General features: G+C 48.9%; 26 protein-coding genes and 1 riboswitch. Of the genes, 1 reads left to right on the top strand and 25 read right to left on the bottom strand.

All coding sequences use genetic code 11. The features are described from left to right. The first annotated feature begins 54 nt into the window (after nt 1-54). The gene (locus PEL01S_RS18470; RefSeq protein ID WP_127461344.1) at nt 55-1,260 is read left to right on the top strand and encodes an MFS transporter; all 1,206 of its coding nucleotides are present in this window, start codon (nt 55-57) and stop codon (nt 1,258-1,260) included. A 6-nt stretch (nt 1,261-1,266) separates the two neighbouring features. On the opposite strand, the gene PEL01S_RS35740 is transcribed toward PEL01S_RS18470, so the two are convergent. The 25 genes from PEL01S_RS35740 to PEL01S_RS18355 all read right to left on the bottom strand — a co-directional run. Continuing rightward, nucleotides 1,267-1,620 (bottom strand): nitroreductase family protein, encoded by a 354-nt coding sequence (locus tag PEL01S_RS35740; RefSeq protein WP_239551478.1) that lies wholly within the window; start codon nt 1,618-1,620, stop codon nt 1,267-1,269. Beyond that, entirely contained in the window at nt 1,617-1,829 is a 213-nt protein-coding gene (locus PEL01S_RS35735; RefSeq protein ID WP_239551479.1) for a nitroreductase family protein, read from the bottom strand. The genes PEL01S_RS35740 and PEL01S_RS35735 overlap by 4 nt, the downstream gene beginning before the upstream one ends. Before the next feature lie 19 nt (nt 1,830-1,848). Next, complete coding sequence (locus tag PEL01S_RS18460) at nt 1,849-2,334, bottom strand: MarR family transcriptional regulator (RefSeq protein ID WP_010494694.1); 486 nt, start codon at nt 2,332-2,334, stop codon at nt 1,849-1,851. A 76-nt stretch (nt 2,335-2,410) separates the two neighbouring features. Further along, nucleotides 2,411-3,919 (bottom strand): monooxygenase, encoded by a 1,509-nt coding sequence (locus PEL01S_RS18455; protein ID WP_127461343.1) that lies wholly within the window; start codon nt 3,917-3,919, stop codon nt 2,411-2,413. A gap of 232 nt (nt 3,920-4,151) precedes the next feature. Then, nucleotides 4,152-5,174: a cytochrome c class I gene (locus PEL01S_RS18450; RefSeq protein ID WP_127461342.1), complete on the bottom strand. Its 1,023-nt coding sequence runs from the start codon at nt 5,172-5,174 to the stop codon at nt 4,152-4,154. Then, the gene (locus PEL01S_RS18445) at nt 5,171-6,490 is read right to left on the bottom strand and encodes a c-type cytochrome (protein WP_063184568.1); all 1,320 of its coding nucleotides are present in this window, start codon (nt 6,488-6,490) and stop codon (nt 5,171-5,173) included. The genes PEL01S_RS18450 and PEL01S_RS18445 overlap by 4 nt, the downstream gene beginning before the upstream one ends. A gap of 138 nt (nt 6,491-6,628) precedes the next feature. Continuing rightward, nucleotides 6,629-6,967 carry a DUF6262 family protein gene (locus PEL01S_RS18440; RefSeq protein WP_127461341.1) on the bottom strand — a complete coding sequence of 113 codons (339 nt, stop codon included), beginning with the start codon at nt 6,965-6,967 and terminating at the stop codon, nt 6,629-6,631. A 210-nt stretch (nt 6,968-7,177) separates the two neighbouring features. Beyond that, entirely contained in the window at nt 7,178-8,053 is an 876-nt protein-coding gene (locus PEL01S_RS18435; RefSeq protein ID WP_127461340.1) for a sensor histidine kinase, read from the bottom strand. Between the two features lie 175 nt (nt 8,054-8,228). Beyond that, nucleotides 8,229-9,320: a class I SAM-dependent methyltransferase gene (locus PEL01S_RS18430; RefSeq protein ID WP_127461339.1), complete on the bottom strand. Its 1,092-nt coding sequence runs from the start codon at nt 9,318-9,320 to the stop codon at nt 8,229-8,231. A gap of 20 nt (nt 9,321-9,340) precedes the next feature. Then, on the bottom strand, nt 9,341-10,348 hold the full coding sequence (locus PEL01S_RS18425) for an ABC transporter substrate-binding protein (RefSeq protein WP_127461338.1): 1,008 nt from the start codon (nt 10,346-10,348) through the stop codon (nt 9,341-9,343). Next, entirely contained in the window at nt 10,345-11,151 is an 807-nt protein-coding gene (locus PEL01S_RS18420) for an ABC transporter ATP-binding protein (protein WP_127461337.1), read from the bottom strand. Before PEL01S_RS18420 ends, PEL01S_RS18425 begins: the two co-directional genes overlap by 4 nt. A gap of 19 nt (nt 11,152-11,170) precedes the next feature. Then, nucleotides 11,171-12,253: a FecCD family ABC transporter permease gene (locus PEL01S_RS18415; protein WP_082867085.1), complete on the bottom strand. Its 1,083-nt coding sequence runs from the start codon at nt 12,251-12,253 to the stop codon at nt 11,171-11,173. Between the two features lie 161 nt (nt 12,254-12,414). After that, a riboswitch (cobalamin riboswitch) is annotated at nt 12,415-12,617 on the bottom strand. A gap of 296 nt (nt 12,618-12,913) precedes the next feature. After that, nucleotides 12,914-13,108, bottom strand: a complete 195-nt coding sequence (locus PEL01S_RS18410) for a hypothetical protein (protein ID WP_063184574.1) — start codon at nt 13,106-13,108, stop codon at nt 12,914-12,916. A gap of 195 nt (nt 13,109-13,303) precedes the next feature. Continuing rightward, nucleotides 13,304-13,447 (bottom strand): hypothetical protein, encoded by a 144-nt coding sequence (locus PEL01S_RS34560; protein WP_164824294.1) that lies wholly within the window; start codon nt 13,445-13,447, stop codon nt 13,304-13,306. A gap of 34 nt (nt 13,448-13,481) precedes the next feature. After that, nucleotides 13,482-14,270: a cytochrome c oxidase assembly protein gene (locus PEL01S_RS18405; protein ID WP_127461336.1), complete on the bottom strand. Its 789-nt coding sequence runs from the start codon at nt 14,268-14,270 to the stop codon at nt 13,482-13,484. Beyond that, nucleotides 14,260-14,766, bottom strand: coding sequence for a DUF2243 domain-containing protein (locus PEL01S_RS18400; RefSeq protein WP_063184576.1), 507 nt, complete (start codon nt 14,764-14,766; stop codon nt 14,260-14,262). Before PEL01S_RS18400 ends, PEL01S_RS18405 begins: the two co-directional genes overlap by 11 nt. 11 nt (nt 14,767-14,777) lie before the next feature. After that, the gene (locus PEL01S_RS18395) at nt 14,778-15,260 is read right to left on the bottom strand and encodes a DUF2512 family protein (RefSeq protein ID WP_239551480.1); all 483 of its coding nucleotides are present in this window, start codon (nt 15,258-15,260) and stop codon (nt 14,778-14,780) included. Then, nucleotides 15,253-15,645: a hypothetical protein gene (locus PEL01S_RS18390; RefSeq protein WP_127461335.1), complete on the bottom strand. Its 393-nt coding sequence runs from the start codon at nt 15,643-15,645 to the stop codon at nt 15,253-15,255. The genes PEL01S_RS18395 and PEL01S_RS18390 overlap by 8 nt, the downstream gene beginning before the upstream one ends. A gap of 483 nt (nt 15,646-16,128) precedes the next feature. Further along, nucleotides 16,129-16,620, bottom strand: a complete 492-nt coding sequence (locus tag PEL01S_RS18385) for a hypothetical protein (RefSeq protein WP_127461334.1) — start codon at nt 16,618-16,620, stop codon at nt 16,129-16,131. Nucleotides 16,621-16,743: 123 nt separating this feature from the next. Beyond that, entirely contained in the window at nt 16,744-17,475 is a 732-nt protein-coding gene (locus PEL01S_RS18380; RefSeq protein WP_127461333.1) for a barstar family protein, read from the bottom strand. A 547-nt stretch (nt 17,476-18,022) separates the two neighbouring features. Continuing rightward, nucleotides 18,023-18,529, bottom strand: coding sequence for a hypothetical protein (locus tag PEL01S_RS18375; protein WP_127461332.1), 507 nt, complete (start codon nt 18,527-18,529; stop codon nt 18,023-18,025). A gap of 447 nt (nt 18,530-18,976) precedes the next feature. Then, nucleotides 18,977-19,513: a hypothetical protein gene (locus PEL01S_RS18370; protein WP_127461331.1), complete on the bottom strand. Its 537-nt coding sequence runs from the start codon at nt 19,511-19,513 to the stop codon at nt 18,977-18,979. A gap of 456 nt (nt 19,514-19,969) precedes the next feature. Beyond that, nucleotides 19,970-20,227 (bottom strand): RHS repeat-associated core domain-containing protein, encoded by a 258-nt coding sequence (locus PEL01S_RS35730; RefSeq protein WP_127461380.1) that lies wholly within the window; start codon nt 20,225-20,227, stop codon nt 19,970-19,972. Nucleotides 20,228-20,787: 560 nt separating this feature from the next. Then, nucleotides 20,788-21,354, bottom strand: a complete 567-nt coding sequence (locus tag PEL01S_RS18360) for a CPCC family cysteine-rich protein (RefSeq protein ID WP_127461330.1) — start codon at nt 21,352-21,354, stop codon at nt 20,788-20,790. Then, nucleotides 21,354-24,981, bottom strand: a 3,628-nt coding sequence (locus PEL01S_RS18355; protein ID WP_164824293.1) for an RHS repeat-associated core domain-containing protein, incomplete at its 5' end; no start/stop codon positions are given. The genes PEL01S_RS18355 and PEL01S_RS18360, both read right to left, overlap by 1 nt.

The raw sequence follows: 24,981 nt of genomic DNA, 5'->3' as shown, positions 1-24,981 counted from the left end.
TTCTTGTCAATCCTATACTTGAATTGTCAATTCAACGGACGGAGGCGCCACAAGATGAATTATGTCGAACTCGGTAGCCGAGCGCATCGTAAGGCTTCGGTCAGTATGCTGCTGGGGAGCATCGTCACGTTTGCCATATTATACAGCCCGCAGCCACTCATCAGTTTATTTTCGCAACAGTACCAAGTTTCGCCGGCCACCGCCAGCGCTTCGATCTCGTTAACGACCATCGCCTTGGGGATGAGCTTACTGTTTTTCACGGTCGTCTCCAATATTTGGGGGCGAAAAGGAATCATGAGCCTCTCGCTGCTGCTCACTTCGATATTCGCCATCGTTTCGGCCTTTATCCATGATTTTCAGGCGTTCCTCGTCTTCCGGTTTCTGGAAGGCATCAGCATCGCAGGCTTTCCGTCGATCGCCATGGCTTATTTGAACGAGGAGTTTTCGCCCCGGGCCATTGGGAGAGTCATCGGGGTCTATGTGGCCGGAACGGCCATAGGCGGTTTCATCGGCCGGATTATCATCGGAGGATTAACCGATCTCTTCAACTGGCAGTTCGCCATGCTGATGATGGGAACCGTCAGTTTGCTGCTTAGCTTGTGGTTCTGGTTCTATCTCCCGGCCTCCGGCAACTTTACCCCGAGCAAAACATCCTTGCGGCAATGGCTTGCCGGGATGCGAGCCAGTCTGGGCGATAAAAATCTGCTGTCCATGTTTATTACGGGTTTTCTGCTGATGGGCGGTTACATCACGGTATTGAACTATATCGGTTACCCGCTTACGCAAGCGCCGTATCATGTCAGCCAAACAATTTTCGGCTTCCTGTTCGTGGTCAATCTGGTGGGGACCTGGAGCTCGATCTGGTTCGGGAAGCTGGCGGACCGTTATTCTCGTAAATGGGTCCTCGGACTTGCGATCGCCATTTTTATTCTGGGTGCGCTGATGACGTTAAGCAGCCTTCTTACCGTCAAGGTATTGGGGATTGCGGTCGTCGCGTTCGGCTTTTTTGCCGGTCATTCGGTGGCGAGCGGCTGGGTAGGCGTATTGGCGGTAAAAGATTTCAAAGCGCACGCTTCCTCCTTTTACCTGCTGTTTTATTATGCGGGATCAAGTTTGGTCGGCTGGTCGAGCGGCTTCTTCCTGAACCGGTTCGGCTGGAACGGTCTGGTTTATTATACTTGCGCCTTGCTGATAGTCTCGATGCTGGTTTCATCGCAGGTGAAACCGAACACAAAAAAGAGGGGGCTCTCCCCCTCTTGAACGATCTTACCATACAACAAGCTTAGCTTCCGCCGGCGTGCGGGTTTTCGGCTTGGGGATTTTATCGAAAAACCCCATATGCAGTATACCGACGATCCGTTCGCCTTCCCGGACGCCCAGTCCGCTGCGAAAAACAGGGGAACGAATAAAGTCAACCGTCGACCAGATCATCCCGAGCTTCTGCTCCCATCCCAGCAGCTGCATATTTTGCATCAGGCAGCAGACGGCGGCGAAATCTTCATCTCTTTTATGCTCGTTTTTATCTTCCGTCATAACAACGATCAGATTGGCCGGAATTTCGGCCAGCTTTTTTCGCATCATTTCTTTTAATTTGGACGGCAGCAGCTTAACCCGTTTCAAGTGGGCAGAGGCTTCAAGCGTAAGGGCAGCCAGCTTTTTTCCCTCCCCTCGGCGCTTCCCACATAAATAAACCGCCAAGGCTCCCGGAGGCCGTGATTGGGAGCCCACACCGCATCATTCAGCAGCTGCAGAACCAGATCCTGGGGAACGGGGGTCCGGTTGAACGCCCGGATACTTCTTCTCTCCCTAATCGTTTGGGCGATGCTCATGGTGCCTGTCTCCTTTCGCTCAGTAATCCCATTCCAGCAAATCCTGCAGCAGCTCCCGGGCAAAGGTCAATTGCTCCGGTGTATATTTATCCAATAAGTGCATAAACCGCTGCTCGATCGCGCGGTGTTCCCGGTCATGAATTTTGTACAGCTTCTGGCCTTTGGCCGTTAAACGGAAATAAACTTCTTTTTTATTGTCGTGAAGCTGCTGCTTTTTGATCAAATCCGAGGCTAGCAGCTTTTGGGTGATCCGCGTGACGGAGCCTTTCGTCAAATCGGTTTTCTCCGAAATCGTCGTCACGTTGATGGGCCCATGATCTCCAATACAGGCGATCAGGTGAACCTCGGACAAATTGAGATCCAGCTTCTGGCCCAGCTCGACTTCCACCTTCCGCTTCTCTTCTTCGAATCGGACGGCAAATTTGCTGTCTCTCGTCTCCTGCTGCGTGATAAGTTCCAGGAAAAGCTTGTAAATCCACTGCTTGTTAAGCTCGGTTTTGGACATCGGTTTAGGGTCTCCTCTTCGCGCATCATCTCCTTCTTATTATACACCGATTGTTTCTTACAAAACAATCTGATTTTTACATAGGACGGCTTTCGCACCAACGGGCGATTCCCCGCTTGACGGCTTCCAGCGGCTGCGGCTCCGATCGGGGAACCGCCCACGCCATATATCCGTCCGGGCGAATCAGCGCCGTATGCACGTCGTCCCATTCGGCTGCCTTCCCGGCGATCGAGGCGCGAACGACCCGAATATGCCCGTACTCCTCCCAAGGGACAACGTCGTTCAACCGATCATCGGAAGCGAGATGGAGCAGGACGAAGCAGCCGGAGTGAAACAGCTCATACGCATCCAGAACGGCACCGCTGTCCAGCCGCAGCTTCAATTCCGTAAAGCGGCGTCCGTTCAACGCGTGCGGCAGCGCCTCCTCATCCGGCGCATACCGGATAGCGAACGCCCCGATCCGGGCCGCTACTTCCTTATTCGCCTCGGGGATGCGAAGCAAGTCGGACAGCAGGCTGCGCAGTTCTATCATTCTCGGCGAGAATTCAAGTCCCATCAGCAGCGTTTGCGCCTGAGTATTGCGAAGCAGCGCCGTATTCACGGGGAATCGTTCCGCATGGTAGCTGTCCAGAAGCCAATCAGGAGCCCGCCCCTTCAGCTCCGCCGCCAGCTTCCAGCCAAGGTTCACCGCTTCCTGCAGCCCTACGTTCAGCCCCTGACCGCCGGCCGGGAAATGAATATGCGCCGCATCCCCCGCAAGGAAAATCCGTCCCTCCCGGTAACGCTTTGCTTGACGAGTGGCATTGCCGAAGCGGGATAGCCAGTACGGCTCGGAAATGCCAAGATCGCTTCCGAGAATACGCGCCAGCCCCGAACGCAGCTCCTCCAGTGTTACCGGCTCTTCCTTTGGCACCTTCATCCTCGTGGGATCGATCATCACAATCCGATGGAGCCGGTCCGTCAAGGGGAGAATCATGACCAGCCCGTGCTCATTGAAATGGGTTAGCACCTTCGTTTCCGGTGGATACGCCAGAACGACGTCTCCGAGCATCGCGGTCAAGGTCGCGTCCGTACCTTCGAACGGGATGCCCGCCTGCTTGCGGACAAGGCTGCCTGCCCCGTCTGCGCCGACAACATACGCTGCGGTCAGTACGGCTTCCCCTTTCGGACCGACGGCAGTAACCTCCACGCCTTGCGCATCCTGGCGCACCGACACTGCCTCCGTCTCCCGCCGAATTTCCACGCCGAGACTTTGCGCCCACGCTTCCAGCACTTTCTCGGTATCGTGCTGCGGAATATACAGCGTGTAATTGGAGGAAGAATCAAATAACGAAAAATCCAATTTGGTATCCAGCGCCGCATAATGCCCTATCGGAAGCAGCTTGCCGATGCTCACCAGCTTCGTTTTCAAGCCGCGCAAATCGAACAGCTCAAGCGAGCGGGGATGGAGATTCAGCGCCCGGGAATACGGCATCGTTTCCTTCAAGCGCTCAAGCACGCATACCTTCACTCCGGCCAAAGCCAGCTCCGCCGCCAGCATCAAGCCGACCGGACCTCCGCCGACAACGATCACTTCATAATCCATTCGTATCCTCTCCCTTTCTCCAATTACCGTTAGGTTTTTTGTTTCGTACAAAACAATATGGATGTTTTGTTTTGTACGAAACAATATCATTATAACATTTTGGCAATTTTATACAACCCTGTATTTTGGGCCTTTTTTCCAAGTTGTAGGGATCATATCGAATTTGGTCTTGGATAAAAAAAGGGCCTAACATCGGCCCTCTCCCTATTTTGCCCAAGACCCCTCTATGGACTTATTTTTGCACGGTGCGCGGCGACTCCTCCATATACGGCTGCAAGTAAATCTCCCGCACCTCATGGCGGATCCAGCTCATCAGCGTCAGCACGATCAGCAGCACGCTAACGGTGGTGGCGAAGAGCCTTCGCCCGTCCTGCCTGACGAGACGGATCAGCAGCCAGCATAAGCCGATAGCCAGCAGCACCGCGGTAGCGAGCAGCGCGGTATGGAACGCGGAACCGCCCATAAACGCATGGCGGACGCGTCCGTCCATACTAAGCAGCAGCAGCGGTCCTGCAAGCAGTTGAAGCAGCGTGAATCCCGCCGCCATCGTTTTGCCGTAGCGCTTGGCCGCCTCCGTGACCGGTCCGGCGCCGTTCCGCTCGCGTCGTCTCCCCCATCCGTACAGGAACAAACCGAGCATTGTAAAGCTCGCCGCCATAAAGTGAAGGTAGCGCTGCCAGATGGTCGGATACGCGAACAGCGAGCGCCAGAAGCCGCGCTCCGGGTCCCACAGCTCGGGATGGAGCATCGAGGTCACGTTCGTGATGAACAGCAGCGGAACGAACAGCAGAATCAGTGTGCCGAATAGGCCGAAGCTAAGGTGCAGCGCCTTGCGCTTCTGCCAGCGCTCCCATGTGAATTTATAGACGTACAGCGCCAGAAACGCGACGGTCAGCAGCGGAATGAGCAGCAGCCACATTTTGCCGATCAGGATCGTCGACGGATAAAAAAACTGGGTGTAAATGGTGCTGATGATCAGCAGCGGTGCAATGCCGAGCACGACGGCGATGCTTTTGACAATCGATACGTGCGTCGCCATATGCTGCGCCAGACGGTCCGGAACCGCATCCTTGCGAACGATTCCTTTCAGCTCGTTGTACACCGCGGACACGGAGCCGGCTACCAGAATGTTAACGAAAATGATATGAAGAATAAATCCGACGACCATCAGCACTTCGAAAAATGGCAGGTCGCCCGGAATGGCCAGCCCCAGATCGTTGGGCACCGGCGATTTGGCGGTCAAATACGCGTTCACTCTGCACCGTTCCTCTCCGAAACCATCTTGTGAATATAGGCGGCCAGCGCCTTAACCTCCTCGTCCGTTCCGGCAAACGGCGGCATGACGGGACGAATGTTGTGCATTTGGGGGATGAAGGACGCCAGCGCTTCCTCGCTCCAGCCCTTCGCCCTCTCCGTCATGACCCGGCTGCGCCGCGGACCGTCGATGCTGTGACAGGCGATGCACTGCATCCGGAACAGCTCTTCCCCGGCCTGGAGCTTGTTCGCCTCCGTCACCTCCCGGACCGGTGAAAGCGTCGCTTGCGCCAGCGCGCCGTCCTTGCGGAACCGCTCGACATCCGTTTTCAGCACGCCGTTCGCGTACATGTAGTTGTAAATGACGTAGGGCTTGCGAATATTTTCCCGGACGATCTCGAATTCGGTAATCAGCAGCAGCGAGAAGGCCGCCGTGAATACGGTGAGCGCCACCGGGTACTTCGTTCGGCCATCCATCAGCATGACGCCGAGCACGAACATAAGCAGCAGGCCGAGCACATTGATAAAGGCGAACGTGAAGTCACTCATGCCCGACGCCCAGACGACCAGCGTTTGCGCTTGATCCGGCAGCGTCTTTAAATACCACCACCCGGATACGAGCATCAGCGGCACGGAAACGACAAGCCATTTGCCGTACAGCTTCAGGACGATGTGGCGGTCAAGCGGGTCCTTCACAAACCATCGGTTCAGCGGCGTCAATACCGCAACCCCCAGCGTGATGGCGGCAAAGGTGCGGAACAGCGTCGAAGGCACCCAAGTTGTATTCAGGAACGCGCTCCAGAACGACAGCGTCTCGACCCAATCGCCCGGATTGATCTGGGCGGCCAAAATGCCGGTAATGATTACCATCGTGAGCCAGGACATGATGCACAGCGCAAGGCCGGTCCGCAAATGCAGCCTCTTCTTCTCTCCCTTCCAGCGGTCCCATGTGTAAAAATACGTCAACAGCAAGACGACTTCCGATACGAACACCAGCCATTCCGTAAACCAGGCCCAATGAAAAATGCGCAGCAGCGAGCCGATCGCATTGGGCAGTATAACGGTCGTTGTGAACCAAATGCCTACTCCCGTCATCGCTCCCGCCGTCGTGGTGATGATCAGAATCCATTTGCTCAGCCATCTGGCGTACGCCTCCAGCCTTTCGTTACCTCTCTTGAAAGCGGCATACTCCATGGATACCATAAGAACAGACCCGCCGATGGCGACGGCATGATTGATCATGACGTGCAGCACCGCCATCATGCCGATCAGGTTGCCGTTGCCGACCCAACCGAAATCGATTGTCGGAAATTCCACCTTCCCGCACTCCCTTTCCGTAAAAAAAATAATCCTTGCCGCAAGCGACAAGGATTATTGTATAGAAGTCGTTTTCATTCAAAATGACTCCCTAGAGCTAATATATTGATGAAAAAATGAACAAACACGTCATTTACTTTAAATAATAACCGGTATCTTCGATTTCCTCAGAATTTCTTGCAATCTCCGCACTTCTTTTCGCAACTTCTCGTTTTCTTCCTCCAGCCGCTGCGTAAGCCTGCATTTCTCGCTCGTCTCCGTCTGCTCTTGCCTGCGCAGCCGCTCGATTTTGTCGCGAAGCTCAGGATGGGTATACAAAAACGGCTTAGACACGCCGGCCTCGATCGATACGGTATTGAAATTAATCTTCAGCTTTTCCTTCCTTAGCCGTTCAATGGCTGATACGGCCTTGCGGTACGCCTCAACCGTCTTTTGCTCGCTGAATTTTTTAATCCCTTCAACATTTCTACGCTGCATAAGGCTACCTCCCTGCATTCAGTTCTTTTCGCGAAGCCTTGTCCTTATTATAACGAACAATAAAAGACGGAAAATGACCCCATTGAGTCAATTTTCCGCCTATTTTATGAACAAAGTGTGGATGCTCGGCGTCAACGTCTTTCCGTTCATTTAGGCCATCTGTGCTTCACTAAGCTCCCTCTCCATTTCCAAAGAAACTGTGCGGCTTACTCAAATACGTATTTGCTTTTCTTGTCCCTTATGCCCGGATACTGCGTCATCCGGCCTACTCACCGTCAGCATGGTGCGCTCGTTCTCTCTGCGGAGAGCGAACGCCCAACCCATCTTGGCTGCGCGGTCTTGGATGATCTTCAAGCCGTAGCCATTCTTCTTCGACAGCGGATCGGATGCGAAGCCTTGGCCGTCGTCCGCAACCGTGCACCTCCAGCCGGTATCCGATCCGGAGGCGTCCTTGCCTTGAATCCAGACGTTCGCCGCCCCCGCATGCTTGAAGACATTGATTAAAGCCTCGCGAAGCGTCGCGTACAGCTCCACCTTTTCTTTCACGGTCATGCGGTCCTCGGACAGCTCCCATTCCAACTGGACGGCAATGCCGGTATCTGTCCTGAAATCCGCAATCAGGTGCTGGACGGACTCCATCCACGGCTGCGCTTGCGGCACGGCCGGATACCGCAAGCCGTCGATCGCCTGGCGGACATAGTCGTTCACTTCGTGCACGGTTTTCTGCAGGCTCTGATACAGCTCTCCCATCGGAACCGCATGACTTTGCTCCATCCGGTCCACGCGGACCGATAACAAAAATAACGATTGGGCGATGCCGTCGTGAAGCTCCGAAGCCACTTTCTCCCGCTCCTCCAAGGCCGCCTTCGCCGCCCGCTCCTGCTGCAGCTGCTCCTGCAATTGCTCCATCAGCGCAAACAGCTTCCGAAGCAGCGTCATTGTAACGAGGTAAACGAGCAAAGGCGCCAGCCAGTTGCCCAAATCCATCGAAATGTAAGGAAGCAAAAACGCATGCCGGGTATATTCCCATATCCCTATCGTCAATGTAGGAATGATCAAGATCAAACTCTTCAAATGCTTATACAATGAGAAAAATCCTCCCGGATATGTAATCGGCGTGCAACCACGCTCCTTCATCTAAACATAAATGAAGTACCCATGCCTATGACTCGCCGGGGCTATCTTTTCGATCGAAAAACGTCTGCAAAAAAAATAATCCCTGCCGCCTTTCGACAAGGATTATGGTATAGATATAGCCGGATCAGCGCTTTTTCGCCAGGATCGTGAAGGAAGTCGCCGCCGCGTGCGCGTTCATTCCGGTGTCCGCTCCGACCGGAAAGCTTCCTGCGCGCCATGCCTCCGGCGTGTAGGGAAGCGTCGTCGAGCCGAGACGCCCCTCGGCTTCCAGCGTCTCCAAGGTTTCGTCCGGCTTCAGATCGGACACGACCCGGTCAAGCCCGCTCGGAAGCACGGTGCTCCACGGCTTGCTGCCGCCTTCGTTTTCCACGAGACCGATCACCTCGAAACCCTCCGACTCCAGCAGCAGCACGAGCTCCTTCGGCGTCATCAGAGCCAATTCCCGCTCTACCCGGTATCTGGGCTGCTCCAAGCCCTGCACGAACGTTTCATAGGTGGCGGTCAACCGGTAGATTTGACGCCGAAGCGACGTTTCCCCTTCCACGTGCTTGTAGACGATTTTGTCCTTCGGCAGCACCTTGCGCTGCACCGTCTTCCAGCTTGCTTGCGCAGGCGGCAGCAGCAGCTCCACGGCAAGCAGCCCCTGAGGAACCAGATGCTTCCGGATCTTCTCAAGCACGGTCCGGTGCTCGCTCATCCGGGTTACATGCTGGAAAATTCCCTCGGGGCACAGAACATGCGTGAACGTCCCCGCAAGCTCCAGCTCCAGCATGTCCTGTTCCACCAGCTCCAGCATGTCCGCACGGTCCTTAAGCACGCGATTGCGCTTCGTTTCCGCGAGCTTCAGCATGTCCGGACTGCGGTCCACGCCGCATACCCGGATGCCGTGCTGCGCCAGCTCGACCGCGATTCGGCCGGTGCCGGTCCCAAGCTCCAGCACGCTGGGCGGCTGGGAGAAGCCGGCGGCCGTGCCCATGATCCAGTCGCGGGCAAAGACGATGCCGGCTTTCCCGGCAAACTGGTCGTACAGCTCCGCTTCCAGCCCCGCATACGGCGCGTTTGCCCGCGGCTCGTGCCGTACGCCCTGGAGGCCGCACCGCGAACAGACCGTTCCGGCCAATGCCTCGATCGCCATGCCCGCCGGCACGCCGTTGCGGCAATCGCCGAACCACTCATCATAAATATAATGGCAAAATGAACATTCTTTTGTGGTCAACGCCGCTCCTCCTGACGATGTTAGTTAAACTTCTCGGGATAAAAGCCCTTCGCCATTTTTTCCAAAGCCGTCGTGTTTCTTACCCCTTCGAACACGTCGGAAAGCGGCATGATGACGAACTTGTTGTTCTTGATGGCCGTTACATTCGCCAAGGCTGGGAGGCTTTGCAGAAACTTAATCTTCTCCGCGGCTGACGGCTTGTCGTAGTCGAAAATCAGAATAACCTCCGGATCGCGCTTGACGACTTCCTCCCAGCTGACCTTCGCCCAGCCTTTTTCGACATCGTCGAATATATTTTTGCCGCCCGCAAGCTCGATCAATTGGGTCGACAACGATTTGCCCGCCGTATAGGCCGTGTCTTGTCCACTATCAAAAGCAAATACCCGCAGCGGCTTCTCTTGCTTCCCGACCTTCGCTTGAATTTCCTTCACTTTCGCTTTCATCGACTCAACGAGCGCGTCGGCTTTGCCCTGCACGTTGAATATCCGCCCGATATTCGAGATATCTTCGTACACGTCCTCCAGCGTGCCGAACGGCACGTACGTCCCTTTAGCCACATAGGCCTCGATTCCTTTTTCCTTCAACGATTCCACGGTGCCGACACCTTTTTCGACAAAAGCGCTTTTACGGCCGTAGACGAAATCCGGCTCCGCGCCGAGCAGCACTTCCAGGGAAGGATATTTGTCGGCCAAAACTGGTATAGCGGCGTACTTTTCTTTCAATTCCGGGAGAATCTCGTCGTCCATATATGCGGTGCCGACCATCGACTTCTCCAAGCCGAGCGACAGCATAATTTCCGTCGTATGCTGGTTTAAGCTAACGGCCCGCTTGGGCGCTTCCTTGAAGGTGAGCGTGCGGCCCATATTTTCTATCGTCACGGGGCTGTAGGCCGCCGGCTTGGGCGTACCGTTCTGCGGGGTGTCCCCGCTTGCCGCCGGATTTTTCGACGTCGATTGACCGCAAGCGGCCAAGAGAAGCAGCGAACAGACGAACAGTAAGGATATTGGATTAGCTAAGATGCGTTTCATGAAATTAAAGCTCCTTTTTGTGTCAAATGAGTTAGCAGCGACTCGGGAAAATACGTAATGCTGAGCTTCCGGGTCACCGGATGTACGGCCAACTGCGCGCTCACGCCGAACACTTGGCGCAGCAACTCCGCCGACATCACTTCCTCGGGAGTACCCGAAGCGTACACTTTGCCCGCATGCATCACAATGATTCGATCGCAGAAATAACAGGCCATGTTCAAATCGTGCAGCGCGGATAAGGCGGTCATCCCGAGCGTTTTGACCAAGTCCATCATTTGCAGCTGGTACCGGATATCCAAGTGGTTCGTCGGCTCGTCCATGATCAAAAATTGCGACTGCTGCGCCAGCGCCCGGGCGATCAGCACGCGCTGCTTCTCCCCTCCGGACAGGCTGGAGAAGCTCCGCCGCGCATACGTTTCCATCCCCACGCGCTCCAGCGCTTCGCCGACCAAGGCGTCGTCTTCCCGTGTGTCTGCGGCGAACATCCGTTTGTGCGGATGGCGTCCCATGAGCACGATATCCCGGACCGTAAAATCAAACGCGGACGACGTTTCTTGACTAACGACAGCCATCCTCTGCGCGGTTTCTTTATGGGTCAGCTCGGACAGCTGCTGCCCGTCCAAGGAAATCCACCCCGCTTGAGGCTTTAGCACGCGGTATATATTTTTGAGCAGCGTCGATTTGCCGCTTCCGTTCGGACCGATAACGCCGACGAATTCGCCCGGCTGAATCCGCAGGTCTACGCCTTGAATGATCGGCACTCCCTTCACACCGTAGGAGAGCCCCTGAACCTCCACCTTCATCTTCTTGGTCCCCTTCCGTCTAGAACGAGTATGAGCTGCGGCGCAGCAGCCAAATGAAGAACGGTCCGCCACACAGCGCGGTCACGATCCCGACCGGAAGCTCCTCCGGCGCAATAACGAGCCTCGCAAACACGTCGGCCCAGATCATAAACGATGCTCCCAGCAATACGCTGACCGGTAAAACGCGGCGGTGATCCGAACCGACCATCAGCCGGACCAAGTGCGGAATCATTAAGCCGATAAACCCGATGGCTCCGCTCACGGCAACGATTACCCCCGTCAGCAAGGAGGTGAGAATCACCAGCACTTTACGGAAGCGGTCCATGTTGACCCCCAAGGTCACGGCGGTCTCTTCCCCCATAAGCAGCGCGTTCAACGAACGGTATTGGAGCAGCAGATACAGCGTACCGGCAACGACAATACAGGACGGAAACGTCAGGTAGCTCCATTTGGCCCCGGTCAAGCTCCCCATCATCCAGAACATTGCCGAGCGGATGCCTTCTTCCTTGGGAACCATCGTGACAACGAAGTTAGTCAAAGCCGACAGCATCATCGATACCGCAATACCGGCGAGCAGCAAGCGGGTATTCGACAGCACGCCTCCTACGCGGGCAAGCATGTACACCAGAACGATAGCAATGAGCGAACCGATAAAAGCCGACACGGACAAAGCGTACTGCCCGAACAACTGGAAAGCGCCGAATAAAATGACGAGCGTCGCGGCAGCCGATGCCCCGGAGGACACTCCCAGAATATACGGGTCAGACAGCGGGTTGCGCGTCAATGCCTGAATTGCGGTACCCACCACAGCCAGTCCGCCTCCGACGACGGCGCCGAGCAGTACGCGCGGAAAACGGATATCCCAGACGATGTTGCCCTGCGCCTTGGACCAATCGGGTTCCAGCCACCGGTCCAGTCCGGGAATATGCGAGAAGGCAATCTTCCAGACGGTCGACGGTTCGATGCGAACCGGTCCTAGCATAACCGCAAGCGTAATGGATCCGAGCAAAATTCCGAATAGCCCCAGCAGCACCAAGGGGAAACGTCCTTCGGCCACGGCCCGGTCCGCTCGCGCAGACCTCTCTTGTAAGATGCTGCTCATTGGACTCCCCCTCCATTTCTATGTACAAGTAAAAAGGAGCATCTCCAACCACGATCAGCGGTTAGAAATGCTCCCCCCTAAGAGATGACGACCCGATGGACCCATCAAGGTCTCGAATTAGCCCCAGCATCCTAACACCTCCCCATTCTCCGCAGGTTATAGCAGTGTTGTCAAAACAGGCAGGTCTCCTGACTCAGGGGTTCTTCTTCGGCGTCTTCCCGGAAATAAGCTCCAGTGACATTGTGCAGAAAAATAGCCGGACCTTCCGGCTCCCTTTACAGTGGCGGGACCGCGACGGATTTGCACCGTACTTCCCTTTTAAGCTTCAGCCGATCACTGAAGCACCTGTTTCCACCTATTCGGTTGTCCACAGTAAGTCTATAGCAGTCTGGAAGCCAATGTCAACTGAAATTATTCATTCCAAGACAACCGTGACGCCCTGTTCTTGCAAGTTTTCGACGATCGCTTGAAATAACGGCAGTCGATAAAACAATAAAAATCGAATCCGTAATAGCCAGTCATCACATACGGCAAATCGCCGTTCAAAACAACATTCACCGGACCTTCCGGGAATCCGGTTTTATGGTAGTAAATCCTGTCATAGATATGGAATGGATATTTTCCTATTACCTTTTTTATCGTTGACGATACCTATATAAACTAGTCTATGAATGGATTCTTTGCTTGATGCAATGTATGTTTAAATTCATCGCAAAACACAAAATCGATGAAAGTAACGGTATGTAGTGGGCAGTCGCCGTCCCTATTAGGTTTGCCTTCCAAGCCGATGATATTTTTACTATACCCAATCATCAGATTGCTTTGACCATCCAGCAGTGAGAATTTATAATCCACTTGAGCTGTCTCCGTCTTTCCCATGCCTTTTCGAAAAAAATATAAATTCCATTAATAATAAATGATATTAATTATAAATCCAATGAAATATATTTTAACTCTCTTTCTTCCATTGTATCAGTTCAACAAAAATAACCACAGTACGGCTTTTTTTTCCCGCATTGTGGCTTCGATGAGATGCCATATTTTCAGCAATTATCCTTTTTGCGAAAGCAGCCATTCCTCATAACAGGGACTGCAAAGAACTTCGAGACGTTCCTCAATGCCGCTGTCGTCGTAGATCGTAATGCTGTGTGCGGTTTCGGTGTTTTTTTCGCAATAAAAGCATTGGTGAGACATAGAATGATTTTTTCCTCCTTTTCGTATTCGGATGTTAAGCCTTTACGGCTACCCTCATGCGGGGACGGGCTGCTTTAAACCATTGCAGGCAAAAAATAAAGATGAGAACCGCGTCGATGGCATCGCCTCCGTAGTACATCAGCTTCCCTCCTTGCTCCGCTTGTATTCCGGAAACACCGGCGGGCGGATGACCATAAATGTACTTGGACAACACACCGTGTCCCGCTAAGGCCAATACAAGCACAATCGCGCGGTAAAGGAAGCTCTTCCGATGGGGCACCGGGTCAACATAAATCATAGACACCGTAAATAAATAACCCGCCAAAAAAACATGGACATGTATCAGGAGATGGATACTCAAACTTTGATGCATGATCCTGAAAAGGTCGGTCGTATAAAGAATCCATAAGCCTCCGATATTTAGAAAAGAGGTCGTCAGCGGATCGGTTAGTATCGGCAGCGTCCAACTTTTCAGCACATGCGAAAGCTTTCGTGACCTTGTTACAGGAAGAGCTTTTAGAAGAAGGGTCATTGGTGCCGCCAGCGCCAGTAGGAGCGGCGCCAGCATTCCAAGCAGCAGATGCCCGGTCATATGCGCCGTAAAATCCGTGACAGATGGATGAGCCAAAGGTCCGATCACAGCGGCAGCCGCGCTGCCAACACCGATAAACCAGCATACATAGCGGTAAGCCGGCCATGGTTTAAAGCGACGGCCGGATATGAACGCGGCATACACATAAAGAACGAAAACTGCTATGGCCAACATAGCCAGTCCAAGCTCGACAAACCCCCTCGTCTCGTAATGAAACGATTCATGATTCATTAGAAGATATCCTTCCATGCTTGCCTTGATCCTTTTTCGATCGAATGAGGAACATACTTCCGGCCAAGATCATGGTTATGGCGGTAAAGTTCCATATCAGGTCGTAGACGATGACATTTTCGACATAACGGATTTGGTGGATACGCATGATCTTGTGCTGAATCGTTCCGTCATACAACTGGAATGTGCCGCTGCCGAGCAAGCTGCCGCCCCACCACCTATGGAGCTGCAGGGCTTTTCGCCTGAGAAGATCGGCAAACATAAAGAGCCCGCCGATCGTTGCAAACCAGCTAAAAGCATGAAACAAACCATCCGAGACCAAGCCGATGCCGGTTGTAGATTTATCGTAAAAATGGTGCCAATGCAGCAATTGATGAAATACGGCTTCATCGATAAAGGCTACCAAGCCAAGTCCGAACAGACATCCTGCCCCTACATTGCGGTCCAAATACGGATAACGTATCTGCAATTCCGGTTTTATCGTTTGCTTAGCCATAAATTCGCCAATTAGCCGATAGCCTTTTCTCTTTCCCGATTGATTGCCAGGAATCGGTGATACACCGCTTCACCGACCCCCAGAAACAACGTGAGAAAAATAAGCCCGCCGATACTCAAATCCCATTTCAGCAAGGAAGCGACGACCCAAAAATATACAAAGGCCAAGACCGCATCAACAAGCGTCGCGACTGTGTTGTTGCTTATCCTCAGCACATACTGGTCACCCAGTAAATAAGCTATAACACTGAGGACTACGGACGAAATGGCTGCTTCCCAGAACGTTGCCTTTGTGAGCCAAAGAAGGACCGTAATGGCAATCGCCCCGTTAAGCAAAAGCTTGAAAATAAATTTCACAACAAAGCCCCCTTTTTTTGGGATGGTAACTTTAATGTGCTCATTATTTTCTTTACCATTCGTGGAGATATGAAGGAAATGCAAAAAAGACATCCCGTCATGGAGATGCCTTACAAAATTCTTCTCAAATTTAGTCAAAAATATATTCCACTTTCCACGACGCTTCAAACCGTTCCGGGTTGACGTTTAATTTTTCGCAAATTTCATATAAACTCGGTTCATTGCCAAAAGCATTGTTATAGATTATCTTGATGTTTCGATCATAAAGATCGCTATCCCAGGAATGATGAAAAATATCTATATATGCGGTAGGAATATCCACCATTATGAATAAATAACGATGACCTATTCCTTCTTTAATTAAATCGATGATATCCGTTCTTTTAAGATAATGTTCCATTGTGTAGACCCCGGCCCACCTCCGGAAATGATTATCTGGACTATTGATTTCCTGCGCTATCACGGGATAAGAATGATGCACAAATACCCCGTACCAAATTTTTTCGTTAAGTGTTTTTTTCAAATCGCTCTCCTGCTTACCGCATAAGAAAACAGCATTTTCAAGTGACCTATCCGCTTAAAATCGACCTGAATAGCAATCAGATTGGTAAGATACTCAATTGAAATTAATCATAGTAATAGAAGTTTAAAATCGAATCATAGTGATTAGGTGTTGTCTGTTCGTTCCATTTCCCCCATATTCTTTCCCAAATTTTCAACTGGAATCACCTCGGCGACTTGCTTATCGCTAGTCAAAAAGATAATTACAACGATGAAGGTAGCGGCTTCAATGTAGGGCGGCAGAAAATCATATGGAATCTTAGCGGATTGTTAACATTTTAAAGCTCATACAAATAATCTAAAATGTTTTCAATTTGTGTATCATCCTCTAGGATAGTTCCTAACGCAATTCTTAGATCATCAAGGAATTTCTCACTAATCTCAAACCCATCGTCATTCATAATTTCACCATGATATTTCTTGTACGTAACCTCTATTACAATAGTCAACACCTCAAAAACTCTGCAAGAGATTTAGCGATTATTGTAAAATCATTCATTTCGTAACGTGCAAGAACAGGCGAGCCTGGTTTACTTGTATCTACCATAATAGGATCTTCATTTCTATCAGCAATGACAACCCAAGAACGTTCCCAGCTATCATCTTCCCAATATGGTTCTTTTACACCGACCCAACGAAATCCTAATTGCCTTTTATACAGCATCTCTGGTGTACTTATATATGCAATAGACTTGCCGGTCTCAATACTCACTCCATTTAGGATGGAACCATCTTCTAAAATAGCCTTTCTTAATGTGCAATTATCATAAAAAAATTTCAATTCAGGTGAGAGTGGTAAACGTTGGTCGATCGAATTTGAAAACATATTCGTTTCAAGAATAATTTCGTCTTCTTTAAATTGACAATGAGTATAGTATTCTCGATATGTATTTCTAATTTCTATAAATTTTTTTAACGCTGCTTCTAATTGTTTCAAATTAATTCAACCTTTCTTGACAACGCTAATACTAGTAGTATGAATAATGGGCATCTATAACAACTATTTCTCACTTTTAGTCATTACAGAGATCGTCCACCTCATACTATCCATTACTGTTTCTCATTCAAAAGTGGCTACCATATGTTTTTTAAAAATATCCATCAAATGGTTAGAAAAATTTTCGTTGGCAATTTTATAATAGGGTATATCAAGTGTTTTTAGATGTCTAAAATTTTTAAAGTGGATACTAAATTCATTTTTATTTTTCAAGCATCGCAAACAATCAACTAGGGCATCTAAATTCCACCCCATATATCCACTGTAGCCTAAAAAAGTTTCACCAATCAAACAATACACATCCATCTTTGAATTAATAATAGAACAGTCAATTATTAAATCCTTATCCGAACTATTGATTGTTTGTTGTAATCCATTCCAGTCTAAGCAAGCATTAAGCCAGACTCTTTTTTTAAAAATAGAAAGGTCTCTCCAATTATATTTTTGTTCTCTATCGCTCCATGATTTAATTAAGTCAAGGTAAAAACTACAGAAGTCCGCTCTTATCCAACCATATTCTGCTTTAATGCATATGGGTTGGGGTTTCTCTCTTTGGATTAGATTTTGCTTTTCGAGACAGTATATAGACATAATTGATGAACCAACATTTGTTTTTACAAAAAGTAAGCTCCCTTGTTCCAACGGATAATCACGTAACATTATCGCATTTTCCAGTTCTATTACGTATATGCCATTGTTTTCTTTGATATGGAATGTATAAGCCTTTAAAAGAATACTTTCTGACCCTAGTTCATCAATCTCTAAGTGTATTTCTAGCTTTTTTATCCTGGACATCCTATTTTACTCCAATCATCATGAATCTTTGTATAATGATCTTTGGAATATCCTAACTTTCCCTTGGTACAACTACCTTATGTTCTTTAGCTCCTGCCCACCTTGTAGGATTCCCACCGGCAAGACCTATTCGGGTCCGGTTGTGTATAGATACCCTCTGAAGATACAAACTAAATACGCGGTTGAGTAATTCCATTTCTAACGCAAAAAACATATGTAAAGAATGTTCCACAATGTACACAGCCGTCCATCTACGAAAAGTTGTATTTTTACTCATCCTGGCCCACAGTTCGGGCGCTGTCGCCTTAACTCTCGTGCTTCTTCGTATTCTGCTTGGGACTGTATAATCAAGTCCAAGCTTGTACTTGTATAGCCATTTACTTTCCGCCTTTGATCTTGGGAATGTAAAAAGGGCTCACTCCTAACCATGACTCAAGTTTTGGAATAAGCCTTTGAAAGTTTATCAAGCGTGGTTGCCAAGTTTTTTATATTTGGTTTGCTGGTTGTATTGTACGATCCTACATGCATGTAAAACATTAGTTGGTGCTTATTGATTAAATAGTATTTCCCCTTGCTCCGTTTCAACCAATTTTCCACCAAATATTTGCCAGCACAATTTCTTTTCAGCCTCATGATCATCAATCAAAAAATACCCAGTTATATCTGAGTTTAATTTGGCTATTTCATCTAGTTGCTTCTTAATAAAATCTGAGTGATACTGTCGTATGTCTGCTCCATAAAAAACATATGCAGTCCAATTAATAATCGCTTTTGGAAAAGTCCATCCGGATTGATACAGTTTACGCCTCTCAAGATCTAATTCATATTCAGCATCTTTAATAAAGTGGTTACATATCTCCTTTATTGTTGCAATATCTTTTTCTTCACATTCAATCCATCCTCTTATGGAAACATATCTTCCCAACTCAATCCCCCATCCCCCCAATCGGGTACAAAAATCACCTTTATTAAGCCCAAAAACGTCTACCCAAGCATTCGGATCAGACAGCTGCAACCCACCAGCTAATCCAATCGGGTCCTGCTGCGTATACATTCCTTCATGAGGGGAGTAATAACGGAAACGGTTATAGTACAGTCTCCTCATCCTCTGTGGTTGGACTATCCTGCAATTTTTTTACGACAACCTTGGCACTATATCCATCGTGTATTATTCACAAAGTTGTGATTGATTTCAAAAACTTGCGAGAAAACGAAGATAACAAAAAAAACAGGTCAATCATGATGGTAACTTTCCATAATCGGCCTGTTCAATGCAATAGAGAAAAACGTTATTTAGGGTATATAATTCAAGCAACTATGTGCGTACAAACGAATCTTAATATGAATATTGCATGGGTTATATGTGTTTTGGTTGAATGATGGATTCGTCCCCCCTCCAAAAAGAAACCTTGAAAGGTACAAAGATCCATAGTATTTATTCTTCTTCCATCTATCTTCAAAACCATTGTGGATTTAACTTGCTCAAAGGATTCGCAAACGCTCAAGCATTGAATATATAGGAAATATTGTATCTAAATATCCAATCCTTAAAAAGCTTTTCACTCATTAGTTCAGGACATACCATTTGACTATAAGCAATAAAATTTCCAAACAACTCTTCTATCATTTTTTTCACAGTTGACTTTTCCATTATTATACATGATGGTGAAGGTGACCATCCATGCATCAAACTTTTGCACTCTAACTGTAGCTTTCCATCATCCCCATCACTAAAGATTATTTCCCTCATCACACCTTGCTCATAAAAACCTAAGCAAAAGTTGTATTCATTTATATTGAGATTTTGAATTATTTCTGGCAATTCCCTTATAATCAATGGAAGGTCAAATTTACAATCTACAGGCCATCGCTCACTTCCAAATCCTGAAACAATAAAATCAATATCTCCAGTTTGATGAAGATATTTACAAATATCAGATATTACACTTGTTTCATCGTCGAACTCATCATTATATTCTTTCACTTCAATTGTCACTCTATCAAAGTTGTTTTTATGCTGCAAATACATTCGAAACACTGGATTTCTCCTCCTTATTTATTACCTGTCCGAATCCGTGTCAGAGGAAAATTAAGATTCAGAGAAAACAAGAAAATATCAAATAGATATTGAGATTTTATGAATTTCTCAAGCAAATCGCAGAATCTTCACAAGCCACCATAAATCTCTTGTTTCTACAATGACGATTACGGATTCAGGGACTATCATCTTAATTTAAATGTTTCACTTACAGGATATGCAGTTATTAATTTTCCTGTTTTTGAACTAGGGATGATAACGGCTTTTGTGGTAGGCACTATATCCCAAGAAGGTTTTATTACTTGTCCTAGTCCCCCAGGTATGTCGACAATAGTTGGCTTATCAACTTTACCGTACGAATTTAAAAATTCTGCTGCTTTTTGATTATCAAGACATTTACCTTTTATTGTCATTTATACTATTAATCAATATTTCTTGTTCGTCCATCCAATTAATCTAAGTTTTTTTGACCGCACCATGTGTTTCAAAAGTATGCCCAAAATTAGGCCTGCTCTTCCAATTTACCTCGCCATTTTTCCCGGCCAACCAACCACTTACACCTGCATCTCCCGTCCCACCAACCGGGTCACAGAAATCACCTTTAGTAAGCCCAAAAACGTCTACCCAAGCATTCGGATCAGGCACATACCCATACAGCTGAAATCCACCAGCTAACCCAATCGGGTCCTGCTGCGTATACATTCCTTCATGCAGAGAGTAATAGCGGAAACGGTTATAGTAGAGTCCAGTCTCCTCATCCTCGTACTATCAACCGAAACGGACAAGCACCACAAACGCCTTCGAGCTTGAGATAGCGAATTTATCATACACATTTACTTTCACAGAACCATACCTTTTCCCGCATCCTTCATACATCTCAACAGGGGTACCCGGAATGGTCCTTTATGATACCGTAATCTTTCTAGCGTAATCTTCGCGGCCGGATGAAACGTTTTGTCATTAATTATCCACGATCATATTATTATTAGAGTTATATATTTGGTTGAATGATAAGTTCATTGGGCTCTTGGCTCTAGGTATCCCGCCGAATTTTTTTGAGCGAGTGCAAAAAAAGGGTCTCAACAGAGAAATATATCTCCATACAAGACCCATTTAATAAATTAACCTTAGCTTTATCTATGAGCTTTGTAAAGTGTAGAACGTTGTGAATTTAGGAAACAAAAGGACGTGATCCCGTTGGGTTCAAGCGTTTCTCTAATTTTCATAAGTTAATAATTTTTCTAAAACAATCTAATTCTAAAATAAGGTAGACTCTATTCTATACTGCTCTTGAAATATATTTTGTCGCTTCCCGAATGAACCCATTGAACGGCTTCTTCTCTTACAGCCCCAAATTTTGCATAATTGCTTTTTCCTTCAGCAAGTGTCATATGGTTAGGAGCACTATATCTTAATGGATCATTGGTACCATCATCTTCCCAAAAGCATATAGGGCAGATATCATAGCTTCCACGTTCTTTAAGGGTCTCATATTTACAGCATGGGCAAGCAAACAACTTTTCAGGCTGTCCCTCCACTACAACTTCTTCTTTTAATATCTCAGAAATCAGCATTGATAAATATTCGTTTTTAACTCCGAAATAGCTATCCTTTAAACTATAGTATAAAAGCAAGTCATACCTTTCATCTAAAACGTCATATATCGGTTCTTCTTCATTAAGCAATTCTTGTTGTAAAGATTCGGAGAACAATTTAAATTCAGGGTCGTCTGCCTCTACTCCCCAACAATTCAATAGCATTGACTCTCTTTCATCCTTTGATAACATACTAACATCGTATTTTAAAAGTATTGAAATTGCTTCTTCTCTCTGCAGTTTCATTACTTAATTCCTCCTGTTTCTTTTGCAGTCTCAATAGCAGCCTGGAAAGGATCATCAGCTCTGAAATCTGCCTTATAAAAGGTCTTTATTTCCCGACTCTTCACATTACCAACTAGAGTTCGTCTAGTAGCTGGATCATATTTAATAACAAAATTTCCAACTTTAGCTTCCTTAAAGGCACTGTTTGATTCCTTTGCAAATTCTTTCGACATTTTTAAATATTGATTTTGAGTTATATCCCCAAATTCCGGCCCATGATTTTGATAATGCTCTTGAAGCTTGGTTAGCGCTGGATTTTTGGGACTTCTAGCACCATCAAATCCTTTCCAGTTAATCTTTTCTGCTATTCCTTCTGTAACTTCACTAACTCCCTCAGCCATCCCTTTAACCGGGTCACAAAAATCACCTTTATTAAGTCCAAAAACGTCTACCCAAGCATTCGGATCAGGCACATACCCATACAGCTGAAATCCACCAGCTAACCCAATCGGGTCCTGCTGCGTATACATTCCTTCATGCGGGGAGTAATAACGGAAACGGTTATAGTACAGTCCCGTCTCCTCATCCTCGTACTGCCCTGGAAACCGGAACGGGCATGCGCTACGCTCCCCTAAAAGATCTTGCCGCCGAATATTCCCATAAATATCCAGTTCACACGACCATAGCTTTTCCCCTGTATCGTCATACATCTCAACGGGCGTACCAAGGTGGTCGGTTACGATACTAAAGGAACCTTCCGGCGTAATCTTCGCGGCAGGATGAAACGTTCCGTCTTCGAAGATCCATGTAATCAAGCCGTCAGGGTTTAGCGCCTGTCCCAGCTGCTGTGTAGCCTTCGGCTGCTCTTCGTTCCACTCTGCTCCACTCTCGACTTGAACCTTCTCCGCTTTCCATTCATGCAGGATCGTATTTCCATCCCACACGTAACAGTGTACCACACCGTTAAAATGCTTCTCAATCCGTCGGCCGAGGCTATCATACGTAAACGTAACTTCCTGACCGTCCGGCCGAATGACTTTGCTCATCATATTGTTGCCATAATATTCATAGCACCAATGCGTGCCGTCCGGATCTATTTTCTCCGTAAGATTTCCTTCTTCATCATAGCTGTACTTCGTTCCGTTAAACTCCAGCAGCCGCCCGCCGGCTCCGTACGTTCGGTCCGTCTTGTGTCCGTCGCTGTACAAATTCCCGACATTGTCGGCCATGCGGAAGATTTTGCCGAAGTCGTTCGTGGCTCCGATCAAGGTTCCAAAATCGTCGTATCCGTACTGCGTTTTCTTCCCTGTCAGTTCGTTAAGCACGGACTTTAGACGGTTATTGACATCCCACGTATACTTTCGTTTACGAGTTTCACGTCCACCTGCATTCACACTGTGCCGTTGAGGCCTTCCTGCAATATCGTACTGCCAACTGCTGATTACGCCGCCGGGCAACAGTCTCTCGATTTCCTGCCCAAGCGCATCGTATTTCATCTGCGCCGCCCACGACATACCGCCTGCTTGAGTAGCAACACCTCCATGCTGTTGCTGCGCCTGCATCTGGCTTATTTGTCCCAAAATGTCGCGCTCCATCGTTACATGAGCGCCAAGGCAACTGCTAACTTCCGTCCGGTTGCCTAGATCGTCGTATTGGCTCGCTACCCAGTAAGCATCACGCCATTCCTTTATGACACGACCGGTCCGATCATAGTCCAACTTCACAGTCGCAAAAGGATTCGCAGTTTCCACCAGTTGCCCGATCCGGTTATACCTGAACGTCTCCACTAGACCGTCGCTGTATTCAGCCTCCGTTACGCGCCCCATTACATCAAGATTGTAAGCTGTCCATCTGCCCCCGGGCCGTTCTACCTTCTGGAGCAGACCAGCAGGACTTCGCACATATTGCCGTACGATCCCGTCAAAGCCCGTTTCGCGAACGATGCTTCCGTTCGCATCACGCCCCAGCGCATACCGCTCGCCACGCTCGTTGATCACTTCGGTCAGTTCTTCTTCCTTGTTATAAACAAGTTCGATACGCTTACCCCGTTCTTCCCGCCAAGCCAGCTTTCCAAGCGGAGTATAGCCGAACGCGACGCGGTGCTGATTATCTTCCGCGAGAATCACGTCCTCATAGGCGTTATACTGCAGCTTGATCACATTGCCGTCCGGCAACTCTGCGCGGACCACCCGGCCCAGCACATCGTATACGAAAACTTGCTTCGCTCCCAGCGGGTCTGTCATCTGCACACATTCCCCACGGTGGTTATACGTCCACTTCCCGCTTGTCCCGTCGGGCAGCGTGATCTGGATCAGGTTATCCTGCTCGTCATAATCAAGCTTCGTTACTGCGCCTTGCGGATTACGCACTTGACTCATCCGATGACGCTCGTCATAGGCAAAGAAAGTCGCTGTCCCGTCGGCCCCGACAATCTCCTTCATCCGCCCAAGTTCGTCATATTGCCATACCCGGCTGCCGCCTTCCGGGTCCGTCACCTGTTCCAACCTTCCGTCTTCACGGTAGGTAAATTTCCATACTCCCCCATCCGGCTGCACTTCCTCGATGATACGCGCGGATTCGTCGTACGTATATCGCGTGACCCGGCCTTCCTCATCCGTTACACTTAAGAGCTCTCCTAACTCGCTGTACTCGTAGTGAACGACACCACCCAACGCATCGACCATCCGAGTACAATAATACTCCGGGGTATAGACGTACGTTGTCGTATGCCCTTGGCTGTTAGTCAATTCATTCCAGCCGTCGTGATATGCGATGCGCCCCTCCAAAAGTCCGTCGTCCCCATAGGTATGAATGCATCGCGCTCCCGTTGTTGGGCCGTCATAATGCCAGTGGAAGGTGTTCCCGTTCCGGTCTGTCATTTTTACCAATAAATGCTGATCGTAACTTAAATAAGTTGTCTTACCCATCGCATCCGTTACCGCAATAAGGTCGCCTGCCTCATCGTACCGGTACTGCATCAGCACCTCACGTTGTTCCCCACGGTAAACATGAGTCACTTTCGTCATGCGCCCGGCTTCATCCGTTTGGATCTCCAGCCTCCGACCCACACTATCGGTTACTTGCTGCAAGTAACCGCGACCATCGTAAGTCAGCGCTATGGAATGTCCCCATTCCTGCCCGATACGCTCCAGACGGAACTTCGTTTCCATCCCTGTCTGTTTCCCGAAATAATAAGTCAGACGGCTTTCTTCCTCGTAAAGCGCATACCCGGTTCCATCCCGGCGCAAAACCATTCGTTCTTTCGGATTTCGCGCTTCCATCACGCCACGGTGTAAGCGTTCAAACCCTGCCACCCGACCGTCCGCGAGCAGTACCCCGATGCAGTCGTTCAATACTTCCAGTCGCATATCCAGATTGTGATGCACGCCATGGCCAAGTAAGCCCCGATGACTGCTGTCGCTGATCCAGCGCCGATCCCAGCGAAGCGGTAGCAGCCCCGGAAATTCGAAATCGGTCGTAGCACTCATCATCCGTCCCGTGATCAAATCTATCGGCTCGCAGCCCCATTTGCAGAGCTTGTCCTTCAGCCCCCTTGTGCCCGGAATTTTGGTCAGCACCTTGTGATTGATCCACGTAAGCGCCTTCTTCGCCCCGGATTTCTCCAACGCTTTCTGGAGCAGTGCCTTC

Source organism: Paenibacillus elgii NBRC 100335, assembly GCF_004000865.1.
Classification (GTDB): Bacteria; Bacillota; Bacilli; order Paenibacillales; family NBRC-103111; genus Paenibacillus_G; species Paenibacillus_G elgii.
The sequence above is the reverse complement of the archived record's forward strand: the minus strand, read 5'-3'. Positions and strand labels throughout refer to the sequence as shown.